Raw genomic sequence first — 14,391 nt, forward strand, 5'->3', positions numbered from 1 at the left:
CTCCCGACTCCCGACTCCCGACTCCCGACTCCCGACTCCCGACTCCCGACTCCCGACTCCCGACTCCCGACTCCCGACTCCCGATTCCCGATTCCCGATTCCCGATTCCCGATTCCCGATTCCCGATTCCCGATTCCCGACTCCCGACTCCCGACTCCCGACTCCCGATTCCCGATTCCCGATTCCCGATTCCCGATTCCCGACTCCCGACTCCCGACTCCCGATTCCCGATTCCCGATTCCCGATTCCCGATTCCCGCCCCCCATTCCCGATTCCCACCCCCATGCGCGCCTCCGAAATCAAGAAAGGCAACGTCGTCGAGCACAACGGCGCCGTCTACCAGATCCGCGACATCGAACGCAGCGCGCCGCAGGGGCGCGGCGGCAACGTGCGCTTCCGCTTCACCATGTACAGCGTGCCGGGCGGCAACAAGCTCGATGCCAGCTTCGATGCCGATGACGAGCTGCGCGAGGTCGATCTCACCCGCCGGCAGGCGACGTTCTCGTACAAGGACGGCGACGCGTTCGTGTTCCTCGACGACGAGGACTACACGCCGTACGCGCTCGATCCGGACGCGGTGGGCGATGCGGCGGGCTACATCGTCGACGGCCTGGGCGGCTGCTATGTGGCGCTGATCGACGATGCGCCGGTGGCGGTGCAGCTTCCCGCGAGCGTGGCGATCGAGGTCGTGGACACGCCGCCCGAGCTGAAGGGCGGCACCGCCACCAAGCGTCCGAAGCCGGCGCGGCTGGCGACCGGTATCGAGATCATGGTGCCGGAGTACATCCGCACCGGCGAGCGCGTGCTGGTGAACACCACCACCGGCGAGTACGCCGGACGCGCCGACTGAGCGCGCGGCGCGTCCTCAGCGGCGCGCCCGCCACTTCAGCGCCATGCGGCGGATCGAGGCGTCGATCGCCGGATCGTCCGGCAACGAGGCGATCGGCCGCCAGGCGAGCGCGTGCGACTCGTCGCTGACGGCGAACGCATCGCCGCCGAGCGCGCGCACCACGTAGCGCACGTCGTAATGCCAATGCCCGGGCACGCCCTTGTGCTCGGGAATCCAGTGGCGGTCCAGATCGAAGATCACCGGTTCCACCACCAGGCCCTGCAGACCCGATTCCTCCTCGGCCTCGCGCAGCGCCACCCGCGCCAGATCGCGGTCGCCGTCGGCATGGCCGCCCAACTGCAGCCAGCGGTCGAGCTTGCGGTGATGCGTCATCAGCAGGCGCTCGCCTTCCGCATCCACCAGCCACGCCGAGGCGGTGAAGTGGCCGCCGAGCCGCTCACGCACGAACGGATCCTGCGCATCGCGCAGCAGTGCGGCGAACTCGCAGGCGAGCGGGCTTTCCTCCGGCCAGCGCAGTCCGTATTCGCGCAGCGCCTCGGCGAGCGGTTGGACGTGTGCGAGCGTGGTCATTTGTGCGGCGCACCAGCGAGGAAGGGGGCGCATTATCGCCTCCGCCACCCATCGCGCGGCGCTTGTGCGTCCGTCGCCCAGCGGGGTAAGGTCGCGCGGTTGCACTGGCGGCCGCCCGGCCGTCGCCCGCCCGCGTTTCCCCTGGGGAGAGACTCAATGCTGTTCTGGCGCGTCAAGCCGCTCGAAAAGATCCTGGAAACCGCCGAGAAGAAGTCGCTCAAGCGCCAGCTCGGCGCGTTGCAGCTTACGCTGCTCGGCATCGGCGCCATCATCGGCACCGGCATCTTCGTGCTGACCGCGGAGGCGGGCCAGAAGGCCGGTCCGGCGATGATGGTGTCGTTCGTCATCGCCGCGGTGGTGTGCGCGCTGGCCGCGCTGGCCTATGCGGAACTGGCGTCGATGCTGCCGGTGTCCGGCTCCGCCTATACCTATACGTACGGCGTGCTCGGCGAAGGCCTCGCCTGGGTGGTGGGCTGGGCGCTGGTGCTGGAGTACGCGATCGCCGCGGGCGCGGTATCGGTGGGCTGGTCGGGCTACATGAACGGTCTGCTCGCCAGTGCGGGCCTCGAGCTCCCCGGCGCGCTCAAGGCCGGTCCGATGGACGGCGGCAGGTTCAATCTGCTCGCGTTCCTCATCGCGCTGGTGATCACCGCGCTGCTGGTGATCGGCACCTCGAAGTCGGCCAAGGTCAACGCGATCCTGGTGGCGATCAAGGTCGCGGCGCTGACCGCCTTCATCGCGCTGGCCATCCCGGCCGTGCAGGACGAGAACTTCAAGCCGTTCTTCCCGACCGGCTGGGGCAGCCCGCTCGGCGGCGTCGGCGTGCTCGGCGCGGCGGCGTCGATCTTCTTCGCCTACGTCGGCTTCGACGCGGTCTCCACCGCCGCCGAGGAAACCAAGAACCCGAACCGCAACATCCCGATCGGCCTGATCGGCTCGCTCGGCGTGTGCACGCTGTTCTACCTGCTGGTCAGCTACGCCGCGGTCGGCGCGATGGGCTCGCAGCCGATGCTGGGCCCGGACGGCATGGCGCTGCATCCGGGCACCCCGGAGCTGGCGGCCGCGTGCAAGGGCAGCGAAGCCCTGGTCTGCAGCCGCGAGCCGCTCGCGCACGTGCTGCGCGTGATCGGCTGGGAGTGGTGGGGCAACATCATCGGCCTGGCTGCGGCGCTCGCGCTGCCGTCGGTGATCCTGATGATGATCTTCGGGCAGACCCGCATCTTCTTCACCATGTCGCGCGACGGTCTGCTGCCGGAGTTCCTGTCGAAGGTGCATCCGCGCTTCCACACCCCGCACGTCATCACCATCATCACCGGCCTGTTCGTCGCCGCCTTCGCCGCGCTGTTCCCGGTCGGCATCCTGGCGGACATCTCCAACTCGGGCACGCTGTTCGCGTTCGTCGCGGTGGCCTTCGCGGTGATGGTGCTGCGCGTGCAGCAGCCGAACCGGCCGCGCCCGTTCCGCACGCCGCTGGTCTGGATCGTCTGCCCGCTCGCCGTGCTCGGCTGCCTGCTGCTGTTCCTGAACCTGTCGATGTACACGCTGAGCATGTTCCTCGGCTGGACGGTGATCGGCCTGCTGCTCTACGCGGTGTACGGCTACCGCCGCAGCCACATGGCGCCCGGCAACCAGCCGACGCCGCCGGCGCCGAAGATCGAACCGGAGCCGCGCTTCCACGAAGGCCCGCAGGCCTGAGACCGAGGCCCGGTGGTCCCCGGACGGCGCGCTTCGGCGCGCCGTCTGCGTTTCGGCGGCGTGCATGATCGGCCTGCCGCGATCCGATAGACTGCGGCCATGACTTCCCTCCCCTTCGACCCGCAGCGCCTCGCGCACTGCGCCGGCGAGATCATCGTGAGCGTGCGCGAACTCGCGGCGCGCGGCTGGACGCCGGCCACGAGCAGCAACTTCTCGATGCGGCTGGACGATGCGCACGCGGCGATCACCGTGTCCGGGCGCGACAAGGGCCGCCTGACCGAGGGCGACATCATGGTGGTCGACCTCGACGGCCGGCCGGTGGCCACCGAGCATCGCCCGTCCGCGGAGACGCTGCTGCACACCCAGCTCTACCGCCGCTTTCCGCAGATCGGCTGCGTGCTGCACACGCACTCGCTCAACCAGACCGTCGCTTCGCGCCTGTACGCCGGCGTCGGCCACGTGCGGCTGGAAGGCTACGAACTGCTGAAGGCGTTCGCCGGCCAGACCACGCACGAAACCGCGATCGACCTGCCGGTGCTGCCGAACAGCCAGGACATGCGCACGCTCGCCGCGCAGGTCGATGCACTGCTCGACCGCCAGCCGATGTGGGGCTATCTGATCGACGGCCACGGCCTGTACGCCTGGGGCCGCGACATGGCCGAGGCGCGTCGTCATCTGGAGGCGTTCGACTTCCTGCTCGCCTGCGAACTTGAACTCAGGAGACTGGCGCGATGAGCCGACTGCGCATCTTCAACGACAGCGACCCCGCAGCCCCGCTGCTGGCCACCGAGGACGGCGAGGCGATCGCGCGCGAGCTGGCGCGCATCGGCGTGACGTTCGAGCGCTGGCAGGCGGCCCAACCCGTGGTGCCCGGCGATCCGCCGGAGAAGATCATGGCCGCGTATCGCGCCGACATCGATCGGCTGGTGGCCGAGCGCGGCTTCCGCACCGTCGACGTGGTCAGCATCGCGCCCGACAATCCGAACCGCGAGGAGATGCGGAAGAAGTTCCTCGACGAGCACTTCCACAAGGAGGACGAGGTGCGGTTCTTCGTCGCCGGCTCGGGCCTGTTCACCCTGCACGTCGGCGACAAGGTGTACGAGATCAAGTGCGAGCAGGGCGATCTGATCGCCGTGCCGGACGGCACCACGCACTGGTTCGACATGGGTCCGGAACCGAACTTCGTCGCGATCCGCTTCTTCACCGAACCGGACGGCTGGGTCGGCCACTTCACCGGCACCGACATCGCGCAGAAGTTTCCGCGCTACGAGCCCGGCCAGGCCGGCTGAATCGCCGGAGCGGCATCGGCCGCGCTCCGGGTCCATCGAAACCGATCCGTCGCGGCTGAAGCCGCTCCCCCAGGCGACGTTCCTGTCCATGCCCATCCGCGCCATCGTCACCGACATCGAAGGCACCACCAGCAGCATCTCGTTCGTCAAGGACGTGCTGTTTCCCTACGCGCGGCGTGCGCTGCCGGCGTTCGTGAAGGCGCGCGGCCAGGAGCCGGCGGTACGGCGCTGGCTCGATGCGGTGGCGACCGAAGTCGGCGGCGCGTGCAGCGATGCGACCGTCGTCGAGGTGCTGCAGGGCTGGATCGACCAGGACCGCAAGCACACCGCGCTGAAGGCGCTGCAGGGCATGATCTGGGCCGAAGGCTACCGCCACGCCGACTTCACCGCGCACATCTATCCGGATGCCGCCGCCGCGCTGCGCCGCTGGCGCGACGCCGGCCTCCCGCTGTACGTGTATTCCTCCGGCAGCGTGCCGGCGCAGCGTCTGTTCTTCGGCCACAGCGACGCCGGCGATCTGACGCCGCTGTTCTCCGGCTGGTTCGACACCGAGATCGGCGGCAAGCGCGAGGCCTCGAGCTACGCGCACATCGCCGAGGCGATCGGCCTGCCGTCGGAACGGATCCTGTTCCTGTCCGACGTGATCGAGGAGCTCGACGCCGCGCGCGACGCGGGCCTGCATACCACCCTGGTCGACCGTCGCGAGGATTACCCGCAACCGCGCCTCGGCGAGGCGACGCACGGGCATCCGCGGGTGGAGTCGTTCGCCGATGTGGCGCTGGCGCGCGACTGAGTCGCGCCGGAGGTGCGAAGCCCCGGCGTCCTTCGCCCGCCGCAGAAGCGGCTTTGCCGCGACATCGATGGCGGGATCGCGGGTCGCGGCTGGAGCCGCTTGTGTCTTTCGATCCCGCTAGATTTCCAAGGTGAGAGCGGAGTGCGGCAGGTCGCTAAGCCGCGGTGCCGCGAGCACGAGCAGGAGCATGGACCGCCGCACTCCGTGCTCTCGCCCCAAGCCCGAACAGTTGATCGAGTCGGAGCTCCTGCACCTGCGCCTGCGCTTACGGCGCCGCTTCCTGCAGGCGGTACACCGCGCTCGCGCGCTGCTCGCCATGCCAGCGGTCGAACGCGCGCACCTCGATGCGATGCTCGCCGGGCGCCAGGTCGGTCGGCAGCGCGCCGCGCCAGAGATGGGCGGACGGCGCGGCCTCCGGCGAGCGGTCGTATCCGCGCAGCGCGTCGGCCTCGTCGTCGCGGACGTTCTCGGCGAGCACGCGCGGATCGGGCCGCTCGACGCGGCGCATCGGCTGCCACGCGCCGTCGTCGATGCGGTACTCCACGCGGGTGTCGTCCATGCCCATGAACACGTTCGCGTACACGCCGTACGCCGGATAGGCGCCGCGCCGCAGCACCTTCGGCGCGTGCAGCGCCATAGCGGCGGTGAACGCGGGATCGCCCGGCGGCAGGCGCGCGGGGTGCCAGGCCAACGCGTAGCCGCCCTCGCGCGGCAGGCGCAGCGTGGCGTGGCCGTTCGGCGTGCCGTCGCTCATCGTCGCATCCGGCATTCCCTCGGCGTCCTTCACACCCGACCAGAACGCGCCGCACACGGCACCGACGTTGTACTCGTGCAGCGGCTTCGCGCCGTGCCAGCCGTCGTCGGCGTCGTGGAAATGGTGCCGCTGCGTGTGCGAGTGGCCGCTCAGCACCAGCACATCGGCGAACGGCCGCAGCAGGGCGAACAGGCGCTCGCGGTCGGCGCGACGGAACGTCTCGCGACCGCCGGCGTCGAACAGCGGGATGTGCAGGCCGATCACCAGCCGGGCCTCTTTCGGCACGCCGGCGAGGTAGGCCTCGAGGAACGCGAACTGGTCCTCGCGCAGGCCGCCGACGTAGCGCATGTCGCCGAGGTGGATGACATCGTCGAGCAGGACGAAGCGGGCGCCGCCCTCCTCGACCGCGAACGTGTCGGGCCCGAACACCCGGCGCCAGGTGGCGAGCGAATCCTCGTCGCCCGCGGCACCGGCGTCGAGATCGTGGTTGCCGGGCACGTGGAACCACGGCACGCCGAGTTGCGCGGTCGCTGCGTTCAAGGCCGGATACAGCGTCGGATCGTCGTTCACCACATCGCCGAGGGTGATGCCGAAACGCGCGCGATGGCGGCCGGCGAGCGGTTCGACGATGTCGCGGCGGTAGTACCCGATGTCGGCCGCGTTCTTCACCTGGGTGTCGGCGAACACCAGCACTTCGGCGTCGTGACGTGCGGGGCGATCGCGCAGCAGCGCGAAGTCGCGGCCTGTGCCGGCGGTGAACCAGAAATCCGGCAGGCCGTCGGCGCGCGCGGCGAAGCGGTAACCGTCCGGCTTGATCGCGAACACGATGCGGCCGTCGGGCACGGCTTCCAACCGGTAGCGGCCGTCGGCGCCGCTGCGGACGATGCGGCGACCGTCCGAGACCTGCACGCCGGGCAGCGCGGGATCGCCCGCGCCGCGCCCCGGGCGGCCGTCGGTCTCGAGGTAGACCACGCCGGTCACGGCGCGGTCGCGGGCGTGGGAAGTCGAAGCCGCGGCCAGCAGGGCGGCGGCGAGGCAGAGGATCAGGCGCATGGGGGCATGGTAGCGCCGGCGGACGAGGGTCTGCCGTCGCCCGTCGCACCCTCACCCCAACCCCTCGTCCGGCCCGCCGCAGCGCGGCGGGCGTTCGTCGGCGCGCGGGCCTGCGGCTCGCAAGCGGGAGAGGGGCTTCGCACAGAGTGCCGTAGGTTGGGCTGAGCGCAGCGAAGCCCAACATCACGTTGCGGAGCCGACGTTGGGCTTCGCCTTCGGCTCAGCCCAACCTACGGGCTGATCCCCTTAACGGCGGCGTCGGAAGGTCAGCGCCGATGACGCGCTTCCAGCTCCCGCGCCACGTCCGCGAGCGAGAGACCGCGCGCGCGCAGCAGGACCAGCAGGTGGAACAGCAGGTCGGCCGCTTCGCCGGCGAACGCGGCGTCGTCTTCGGTGACGGCGGCGATGGCGGTTTCGACGCCCTCCTCGCCGACCTTCTGTGCGATCCGTGCCGTGCCGGCCTCGAACAGCGCGGTGGTGTAGCTGCCGCCCGGCCGCTCGCACTCGCGGGTGGCGATCAGGCGGTCCAGTTCGGCGATGAAGTCGGCGGGCGCGGACGGGAAGCAGCTCGGCCGCTGCAGGTGGCAGGTCGGCCCGCGCGGGCGCGCGAGCACCAGCAGCGTGTCGCCGTCGCAATCGGATTCGAGCGCCACCAGTTCGAGCACGTGGCCGGAGGTCTCGCCCTTGGTCCACAGCCGCTGCCGGCTGCGGCTGAAGAACGTGACCTTGCCGGTGTCGCGCGTGGCGGCGAACGCGGCGCGGTCCATCCAGCCCAGCATCAGCACGCGCAGGCTGTCGGCGTCCTGCACGATCGCGGGCAGCAGGCCGCCCTGCTTGTCCCAATCGAGCCTGTCGAACGCGGCGGAATTGGACGTCACGACGCCGCCTCCCAAGGGCGGACCGCGATGCCGGCCGCGGCCAGCGCGCGCTTGAGCGCCGGAATGCGCACCGCGCCCAAGTGGAACACGCTGGCGGCGAGCGCGCCATCGACGTCCGCTTCGCGGAACACGTCGACGAAGTGCTCCGCGGTGCCCGCGCCGCCGGAGGCGATCAGCGGCACCGCGCACGCCGCGCGCACCGCGCGCAACTGATCGAGGTCGTAACCCGTGCGCACGCCGTCGTGGCCCATGCAGTTGAGCACGATCTCGCCGGCGCCGAGGCGCTGCGCTTCCACCACCCAGTCGAGCGTGCGGCGCGGCAACGCGCGCATCCGCGACGGATCGCCGGTGTACTGACGCACGCGCCATTCGCCGTCGGCGTCGCGCAGGCTGTCGATGCCGACCACCACGCACTGCACGCCGAACGCGTCGGCGAGTTCGGCGATCAGCGCCGGCCGCTCGAGCGCCGGCGTGTTGACCGAGACCTTGTCCGCGCCGGCGAACAGGATCGCGCGCGCGTCCTCGACCGAGCGGATGCCGCCCGCCACGCAGAACGGGATGTCGAGCACGCGCGCCACGCGTTCGACCCAGGCGCGGTCCAGGCGCCGCCCTTCCGGACTTGCGGTGATGTCGTAGAACACCAGTTCGTCGGCGCCTTCGTCGCGGTAGCGCAGCGCCAGTCCGACGATGTCGCCCATGTCGACGTGGTCGCGGAAGCGCACGCCCTTGACCACGCGGCCATCGCGCACGTCCAGGCACGGAACGATGCGGCGCGCGAGGCTCATGCGGCTTCCCGCAGCGCGTCGTCGAGCCGCAGGCGCCCTTCCAGCAGCGCGCGTCCCAGCACCGCGCCAGCGCAGCCGGCATCGCGCAGCGCGCGCACGTCGGCGGCGTCGCGCACGCCGCCGGAGCCTTGCACGGCAACGGCCGGCACGCGCGCCAGGACGCGGCGGTAGAGGCCGAGGTTGGGGCCGGCGAGCATGCCGTCGCAGGCGATGTCGGTGCACAGCAGATGACGCAGGCCGGCGTCGGCATAGCGCGCCAGCAGCTCGTCGAGCCGCGCGCCGCTGTCGGCGGTCCATCCGGCGACCGGCAGCCGCCATTCGCCGTCGACCTCGCGCGCATCGAGCGCGACGGTCAGGCGCTCGGCACCGAACCGCCCCAGCCAGCGCGCGACCCGCGCCGGCTCGCGCACCGCGAGCGAACCGACCACCACCCGCGCCGCGCCCGCGTCCAGGATCGCCTCGACATCGGCCTCGCTGCGCACGCCGCCGCCGGTCTGCACGCGCAATCCGGTCTGCGCGCGGATCTCGTGCAGCAGCGGCGCCAGCGTGTAGCCGCCGACGCGCGCGGCGTCCAGATCCACCAGATGCAGCCACCTGGCGCCAGCTTCGGCGTGCGCGCGCGCGGCCGCCAGCGGTTCGTCGGCATACCGCGTCTCCTGCGCGTAGTCGCCCTGCCGCAGGCGCACGACGCGGCCGCCGCGGATGTCGAGGGCCGGATAGAGCTCGAAGGTCACGATGCGTTCTCGATGAAGTTGCGCAGCAGGCGCGCGCCGACCGCGGCCGAGCGCTCGGGATGGAACTGCGCGCCGAAGCGCCGCCCCTGTCCGACCACCGCGGCGAACGCGACGCCGTGGGTGCACGCGGCGAGCGCGCATTCGCCGGGCGGAACCGCATAGCCGTGCACGAAGTACGCCTGCGCGCCGTCGGCGATGCCGTCGAGCAGGGGGACGTCGCGCACGTCGTGCAGCGCGTTCCAGCCCATGTGCGGAATGCGCGCGTCGGCGCCCGGGACCAGCCGCTGCACCCGGCCGGGCAGCAGGCCCAGGCATTCGACATCGCCCTCGTCGGAGCGCTCGAACAGCAACTGCATGCCGAGGCAGATGCCGAGCAGCGGCTGCGTCAGCGTGCGCAGCACCGCATCGAGCCCCACCTGGCGCAGGCGCGCCATCGCCGGCGCCGCGGCGCCGACGCCGGGCAGGATCACGCGGTCGGCCGCGCGGATCGCCCCGGCATCCGCCGTCACCTCCGGCGTCACGCCCAGTCGTTCCAGCGCGTACACCACCGAACCGACGTTGGCCACGCCGGAGTCGATCACGGCCACCCGTGTCACAGGACCCCCTTCGTGCTCGGCAGTTCGCGGCCTTCGCGCCGGATCGCCTGCCGCAACGCACGCGCGACCGCCTTGAAGCAGGCTTCGACGCGGTGATGGTCGTTCTCGCCGCGCACGCTCAGGTGCAGGTTGAGGCCGGCGGTCTCGCACAGCGAACGGAAGAAGTGGGGGACCAGCTCGGTCGGCAGGTCGCCCACCTTTTCGCGCGCGAACCCGCCTTCGAACACGAAGTACGGCCGGCCCGAGAAATCGAGCGCCGCGCTCGCCAGGCTCTCGTCCATCGGCAGGGTGAAACCGTAGCGGCCGATGCCGCGCTTGTCGCCGAGCGCCTCGCGCAACGCCTGGCCGAGCGCGAGCGCGCAGTCCTCCACCGTGTGGTGCTCGTCGATGTGCAGGTCGCCCTCGCACTCGAGCCGCAGCGCGAATCCGCCGTGCTTGCCGAGCTGTTCCAGCATGTGGTCGAAGAAGCCGAGCCCGGTGCGCGCGACCGGATCGTCCTCGCGGTCGAGATCGATCCAGACGACGATGCGCGTCTCGCGCGTGCGCCGCTCCACCGTCACCGCGCGCGGCTGTGCGGCGAGCGCGTGGGCGATGCCCGGCCAGTCCCACTCGCCGCCGAACTGCGGCGTGCGCAACTGGAACCCGCGGATGCCGAGGTTGGCCGCGAACCGCATGTCGGTCTCGCGGTCGCCCACCATCGCCGAGCGCGACCAATCGATGTCGCGGTCCTTCAGATAGTCGAGCACCAGGCCGATGCCGGGCTTGCGGGTGATCGCGCCGTCGGCGGGCAGGCTGGAGTCGATCAGCACGTCGCGGAAGCGGATCCCCTGGCTTTCGAACACCTGCATCATCAGCGCGTGCGGGCCCTCGAAGCGCTCGCGCGGAAACGCCGGAGTACCCAGCCCGTCCTGGTTGGTGACGATGACGAATGCGTACCCCGCATCGCGCAGGCGCAGCAGCGCCGGAATCACCTCCGGCACGAAGCGCAGCTTCTCGTAGGCGTCGATCTGGAAATCCGCCGGCTCCTCGATCAGGGTGCCGTCGCGGTCCAGGAACAGGATCGGCGTGCTCATGCCGGACGCGCCTCCGCGAGCGGCGCCAGCGCATCGAGCAGCCGGCGGTTCTGATCGTGGGTGCCGACGGTGATGCGCAGCGCGTCGTGCAGTCCGGGCAGGTGGCGCATGTCGCGCACCACCACGCCCGCGCCCTGCAGCGCGTCGAGCGCGGCCTGCGCGTCGCGCAGGCGCACGAGCAGGAAGTTCGCCTGCGAGGGATACACCCGGCGCACCGCCGGCAGCGCGCGCAGCGCGGCCGCCAGGCGGTCGCGTTCGTCGCGGACGGCGGCGGCGCGCTCGGCGACGAACGCGCAATTCGCCGGCGCGAGCGCCCGCTCCGCGGTCGCCGCGCACGGCGCGGGCAACGGGTACGGCGCCTGGCATCGGCGCAGCGCGGCGACGAGTTCCGCATCGGCGACCGCGCAGCCGATGCGCGCGCCGGCCAGCGCATACGCCTTCGACAGCGTGCGCAGGATCGCAAGGTTCCGGCATTCGCCCAGGCGGCAGACCAGCGACGGCGACTGCGCGTACTCCACGTAGGCCTCGTCGACCACGACCAGCGCGCGTCCGTCGAGCGCGCGCGCCAGCGCCAGCACCTCGCCGCGCGGCAGCGCGGTGCCGGTCGGGTTGCCGGGCGAGCATAGGAACACGATCCGCGCGCCGGAGCGCAGCACCGCTTCGCGCACCGCCGCAAAATCGCAGTGGAAGCCGTCGTCCGCCTCGCGCAGGGGCACTTCGATCACCGGCGTGCCGTGCAGGCGCGCACACACCGCGTACATGCCGAACGTCGGCGGCGTCACCACCACCGCGTCGCCGCCCGGGCGGCACAAGGCGCGGACCAGCAGGTCGATCGCCTCGTCGCTGCCGCGTCCGACCAGAAGCTGCTCGGGCGCGCAGCCGTACAGCGCGGCCAGGCGCGCGCGCAGCGCCGGCGGCTGCGGATCGGGATAGCGACGCAGCACGCCGTCGGCATCGGCCGGATTCGGCCACGGCGATTCGTTGGCGTTGAGCCAGACCTCGCCCGTCCGGCGCTCGCTGCGCGCGGAGGCGTAGCCGGCGAAGTCGCGCAGGTCGGGCCGCAGCAGGTCGAGCGGGGATGCGCTCATGCGCCCACCTCGCGCAGCCGCAGCGCGACCGCCTCGCGGTGCGCGTGCAGGCCCTCCGCCGAAGCGAGCTCGACCGCGCACGGACCGATCTCACGCAGCCCGTTCGGCTGCACCTCCTGCACCGTGATGGCGATCTGGAAACTGGCGACGTTGAGGCCGCCGACGGCGCGCGCGGCGCCGGCGGTCGGCAGCACGTGGTTGGTGCCGCTGCAGTAGTCGCCGAGCGCCTCCGCCGCCCAGTCGCCGAGGAACACCGAACCTGCGGCCTGCACCCGCGGCAGCCACGCGCGCGCATCGCGCAGCGCCAGGATCAGGTGCTCGGGGGCGTAGCGGTTGCTCACCTCCAGCGCCTGGCCGATCGAGTCCACCTCGATCAGACGCGACGAGCGCAGCGCCTGCCGGGCGATCTCCGCCCGCGGCAGCCGCGCGAGCTGCTCTTCGATCCGCTCCGCGACCGCTTCGATCAGCGCACGGCTGTCGCTCACCAGCAACGCCTGCGAGTCCGGCCCGTGCTCGGCCTGCGAGAGCAGATCGGCGGCGACGAACGCGGGACTGGCGCCGGCATCGGCGATCACCAGCACTTCGGACGGACCGGCCGGCATGTCGATCGCGGCGCCGTCTTCCAGCAGCGCCACCTGGCGCTTGGCCTCGGTGACGTAGGCGTTGCCGGGACCGAACAGCTTGTCGCACTTCGGCACGCTCGCGGTCCCGAACGCCATCGCCGCGATCGCCTGCGCTCCGCCGATCCTGAACACGCGCGCGATGCCGCAGCGGCGCGCCGCGTACAGCACCGCCGGATCGGCACTGCCGTCGCGCCGCGGCGGCGTGCACAGCACCACCTGCGGGCATCCCGCAAGCTGCGCCGGCACGCCCAGCATCAGCGCGGTCGATGGCAACGGCGCCGATCCCGCCGGCACGTACAGGCCGACGCGCGCGATCGGCCGGAGGATGCGCTCGCAACGCACGCCCTCGGCGGTGTCCAGCGCGTACGGCGCGCTCATGCCGGCGCGATGGAAGGCGGCGATCCGCTCGCGCGCCTCGTCGATGGCGGCGCGCAGGGATGCGGGCAGAGCGGCTTCCGCGGCCTCGAACTCGGCTTCCGGGACCTCCAGCGCCGCGGGCGCGATGCCGTCGAAGCGCAGGCCGAGGGCGCGCACGGCATCGTCGCCTTCGGCGCGCACGCGCTCGACGATCGCCGCCACCGCGCGCGATACCTCCTCGCCCGCCCGCTGTGCGGGGCGGCGCAGCAATGCCGCCCGCGCCTGCTCGTCCAGTGCGTTCCAGTCGCAGCGCCTCACGACAGCATCCCCTCGACCGGCAGCACCATCAGTCCGCGCGCACCGGCGCGCTTGAGCTCCTCCAGCCGCTGCCAGGTCACCGCGCCGTGGCAAAGCGCCTGCAATGCGATGTCGTCGCTGCCGCCGTCCACCCGCAGCACGGTCGGCGGTTCGGCATCCGGCAGCAGCGGCAGCAGACGCGGCAACACCTCGCGCGAGGCCTGGCAGATCAGCAGCTTGCTGCGGCGGATGCGCAGCGCGCCTTCCAGCCGCCGCAGGAGCAGATCGGCCAGCTCGCCGCGCGCGTCCTCGAGCGGCTGCACCGGCCCGGCGAGCACCGCCTCGCTCTCCAGCAAGGTGGCGACCGGCTTGAGCTGATTGGCCGCGAGGGTGGAGCCGGTGGACACCAGATCGCACACCGCGTCGGCCTGGCCGAGCCGCGGGGCGATCTCGACCGAGCCGGACAGCACCACCACTTCCGCCTCCACCGCGCGCTCGCGCAGCCAGGCGGCGAGCAATGCCGGATAGCTGGTGGCGATGCGCTTGCCGCGTAGTTGCGCGGGGCCCTCCCACGCCCAGTCCTCCGGTACCGCCAGCGCCAGCCGGCAGCCGCCGAAGCCGAGCGCGCGCCACTCGCGGAACGCGGGCGGGCGGCCGCCGCGCTCGCGATCGTGCGCCTGCTCCAGCAACACGTTGCGGCCGACGATGCCGAGATCGCACACGCCCTCGGCGATCAGGCCGGGGATGTCGTCGTCGCGCACCAGCAGCAGATCGACGGCAAGCGTCTCGCCGTAGCAGAACAGGCGGTCGCGGCTCTCGCGCCACGACAGCCCGCACGAGGCCAGCAGCGCACGCGCCGGTTCCGCCAGTCGGCCGGATTTCTGGATCGCGATCCGCAGACGGTCGCGTGGCGGGGAAAGGCTGGCGGTCATTCTTGTTCCAGAGGGATCGGGAAA

Annotated in this window: 15 protein-coding genes; 5 read left to right on the forward strand and 10 right to left on the reverse strand. The window is 71.8% G+C overall.

Annotated elements, in window-relative coordinates; genetic code table 11:
- Positions 1 to 283 precede the first annotated feature (283 nt).
- A complete protein-coding gene (yeiP, locus tag FQY64_RS01065; RefSeq protein WP_146471858.1) occupies positions 284 to 850 on the forward strand; it encodes an elongation factor P-like protein YeiP in 567 nt (188 codons plus the stop codon).
- Positions 851 to 865: 15 nt separating this feature from the next.
- Here the strand turns inward: yeiP and FQY64_RS01070 are convergent, their stop codons facing one another.
- Positions 866 to 1,420, reverse strand: a complete 555-nt coding sequence (locus FQY64_RS01070; RefSeq protein WP_146471859.1) for an NUDIX hydrolase — start codon at positions 1,418 to 1,420, stop codon at positions 866 to 868.
- 156 nt (positions 1,421 to 1,576) lie between these two features.
- On the opposite strand from FQY64_RS01070, the gene FQY64_RS01075 reads away from it, so the two are divergent.
- The 4 genes from FQY64_RS01075 to mtnC all read left to right on the forward strand — a co-directional run bounded on the left by FQY64_RS01075 (position 1,577) and on the right by mtnC (position 5,197).
- The gene (locus FQY64_RS01075; RefSeq protein WP_146471860.1) at positions 1,577 to 3,115 is read left to right on the forward strand and encodes an amino acid permease; all 1,539 of its coding nucleotides are present in this window, start codon (positions 1,577 to 1,579) and stop codon (positions 3,113 to 3,115) included.
- Positions 3,116 to 3,214: 99 nt separating this feature from the next.
- The gene (locus tag FQY64_RS01080; protein ID WP_146471861.1) at positions 3,215 to 3,850 is read left to right on the forward strand and encodes a methylthioribulose 1-phosphate dehydratase; all 636 of its coding nucleotides are present in this window, start codon (positions 3,215 to 3,217) and stop codon (positions 3,848 to 3,850) included.
- A complete protein-coding gene (locus FQY64_RS01085; protein WP_146471862.1) occupies positions 3,847 to 4,404 on the forward strand; it encodes a 1,2-dihydroxy-3-keto-5-methylthiopentene dioxygenase in 558 nt (185 codons plus the stop codon). The genes FQY64_RS01080 and FQY64_RS01085 overlap by 4 nt, the downstream gene beginning before the upstream one ends.
- An 82-nt stretch (positions 4,405 to 4,486) precedes the next feature.
- A complete protein-coding gene (gene mtnC / locus FQY64_RS01090; RefSeq protein ID WP_146471863.1) occupies positions 4,487 to 5,197 on the forward strand; it encodes an acireductone synthase in 711 nt (236 codons plus the stop codon).
- 265 nt (positions 5,198 to 5,462) lie between these two features.
- On the opposite strand, the gene FQY64_RS01095 is transcribed toward mtnC, so the two are convergent.
- The 9 genes from FQY64_RS01095 to hisG form a co-directional block, all read right to left on the reverse strand.
- A complete protein-coding gene (locus FQY64_RS01095; protein ID WP_146471864.1) occupies positions 5,463 to 7,004 on the reverse strand; it encodes a calcineurin-like phosphoesterase C-terminal domain-containing protein in 1,542 nt (513 codons plus the stop codon).
- Between the two features lie 266 nt (positions 7,005 to 7,270).
- Complete coding sequence (hisIE, locus tag FQY64_RS01100; protein ID WP_386112561.1) at positions 7,271 to 7,897, reverse strand: bifunctional phosphoribosyl-AMP cyclohydrolase/phosphoribosyl-ATP diphosphatase HisIE; 627 nt, start codon at positions 7,895 to 7,897, stop codon at positions 7,271 to 7,273.
- Entirely contained in the window at positions 7,879 to 8,667 is a 789-nt protein-coding gene (hisF, locus tag FQY64_RS01105) for an imidazole glycerol phosphate synthase subunit HisF (RefSeq protein ID WP_146471866.1), read from the reverse strand. Before hisF ends, hisIE begins: the two co-directional genes overlap by 19 nt.
- A complete protein-coding gene (hisA, locus tag FQY64_RS01110) occupies positions 8,664 to 9,401 on the reverse strand; it encodes a 1-(5-phosphoribosyl)-5-[(5-phosphoribosylamino)methylideneamino]imidazole-4-carboxamide isomerase (protein ID WP_146471867.1) in 738 nt (245 codons plus the stop codon). Before hisA ends, hisF begins: the two co-directional genes overlap by 4 nt.
- A complete protein-coding gene (hisH, locus tag FQY64_RS01115) occupies positions 9,398 to 9,997 on the reverse strand; it encodes an imidazole glycerol phosphate synthase subunit HisH (RefSeq protein ID WP_146471868.1) in 600 nt (199 codons plus the stop codon). The genes hisA and hisH overlap by 4 nt, the downstream gene beginning before the upstream one ends.
- Complete coding sequence (gene hisB / locus FQY64_RS01120; protein WP_146471869.1) at positions 9,994 to 11,070, reverse strand: bifunctional histidinol-phosphatase/imidazoleglycerol-phosphate dehydratase HisB; 1,077 nt, start codon at positions 11,068 to 11,070, stop codon at positions 9,994 to 9,996. The genes hisH and hisB overlap by 4 nt, the downstream gene beginning before the upstream one ends.
- The gene (gene hisC, locus FQY64_RS01125; RefSeq protein ID WP_146471870.1) at positions 11,067 to 12,158 is read right to left on the reverse strand and encodes a histidinol-phosphate transaminase; all 1,092 of its coding nucleotides are present in this window, start codon (positions 12,156 to 12,158) and stop codon (positions 11,067 to 11,069) included. The genes hisB and hisC overlap by 4 nt, the downstream gene beginning before the upstream one ends.
- Positions 12,155 to 13,456 (reverse strand): histidinol dehydrogenase, encoded by a 1,302-nt coding sequence (gene hisD / locus FQY64_RS01130; RefSeq protein WP_146471871.1) that lies wholly within the window; start codon positions 13,454 to 13,456, stop codon positions 12,155 to 12,157. Before hisD ends, hisC begins: the two co-directional genes overlap by 4 nt.
- On the reverse strand, positions 13,453 to 14,367 hold the full coding sequence (gene hisG / locus FQY64_RS01135; protein ID WP_146471872.1) for an ATP phosphoribosyltransferase: 915 nt from the start codon (positions 14,365 to 14,367) through the stop codon (positions 13,453 to 13,455). Before hisG ends, hisD begins: the two co-directional genes overlap by 4 nt.
- Between the last annotated feature and the right edge of the window lie 24 nt (positions 14,368 to 14,391).

Origin of the sequence: Vulcaniibacterium thermophilum, assembly GCF_007923255.1 — a bacterium.
Lineage (GTDB): Bacteria > Pseudomonadota > Gammaproteobacteria > Xanthomonadales > Xanthomonadaceae > Lysobacter_F > Lysobacter_F thermophilum.

What these genes read in the sequence shown, in the direction of transcription:
- FQY64_RS01070 (WP_146471859.1), bottom strand. Translation starts at nt 1,420, where the DNA reads ATGACCACGCTCGCACACGTCCAACCGCTCGCCGAGGCGCTGCGCGAA.
- hisF (WP_146471866.1), bottom strand. Translation starts at nt 8,667, where the DNA reads ATGAGCCTCGCGCGCCGCATCGTTCCGTGCCTGGACGTGCGCGATGGC.
- FQY64_RS01085 (WP_146471862.1), top strand. Translation starts at nt 3,847, where the DNA reads ATGAGCCGACTGCGCATCTTCAACGACAGCGACCCCGCAGCCCCGCTG.
- FQY64_RS01095 (WP_146471864.1), bottom strand. Translation starts at nt 7,004, where the DNA reads ATGCGCCTGATCCTCTGCCTCGCCGCCGCCCTGCTGGCCGCGGCTTCG.
- FQY64_RS01075 (WP_146471860.1), top strand. Translation starts at nt 1,577, where the DNA reads ATGCTGTTCTGGCGCGTCAAGCCGCTCGAAAAGATCCTGGAAACCGCC.
- hisC (WP_146471870.1), bottom strand. Translation starts at nt 12,158, where the DNA reads ATGAGCGCATCCCCGCTCGACCTGCTGCGGCCCGACCTGCGCGACTTC.
- hisB (WP_146471869.1), bottom strand. Translation starts at nt 11,070, where the DNA reads ATGAGCACGCCGATCCTGTTCCTGGACCGCGACGGCACCCTGATCGAG.
- hisG (WP_146471872.1), bottom strand. Translation starts at nt 14,367, where the DNA reads ATGACCGCCAGCCTTTCCCCGCCACGCGACCGTCTGCGGATCGCGATC.
- FQY64_RS01080 (WP_146471861.1), top strand. Translation starts at nt 3,215, where the DNA reads ATGACTTCCCTCCCCTTCGACCCGCAGCGCCTCGCGCACTGCGCCGGC.
- yeiP (WP_146471858.1), top strand. Translation starts at nt 284, where the DNA reads ATGCGCGCCTCCGAAATCAAGAAAGGCAACGTCGTCGAGCACAACGGC.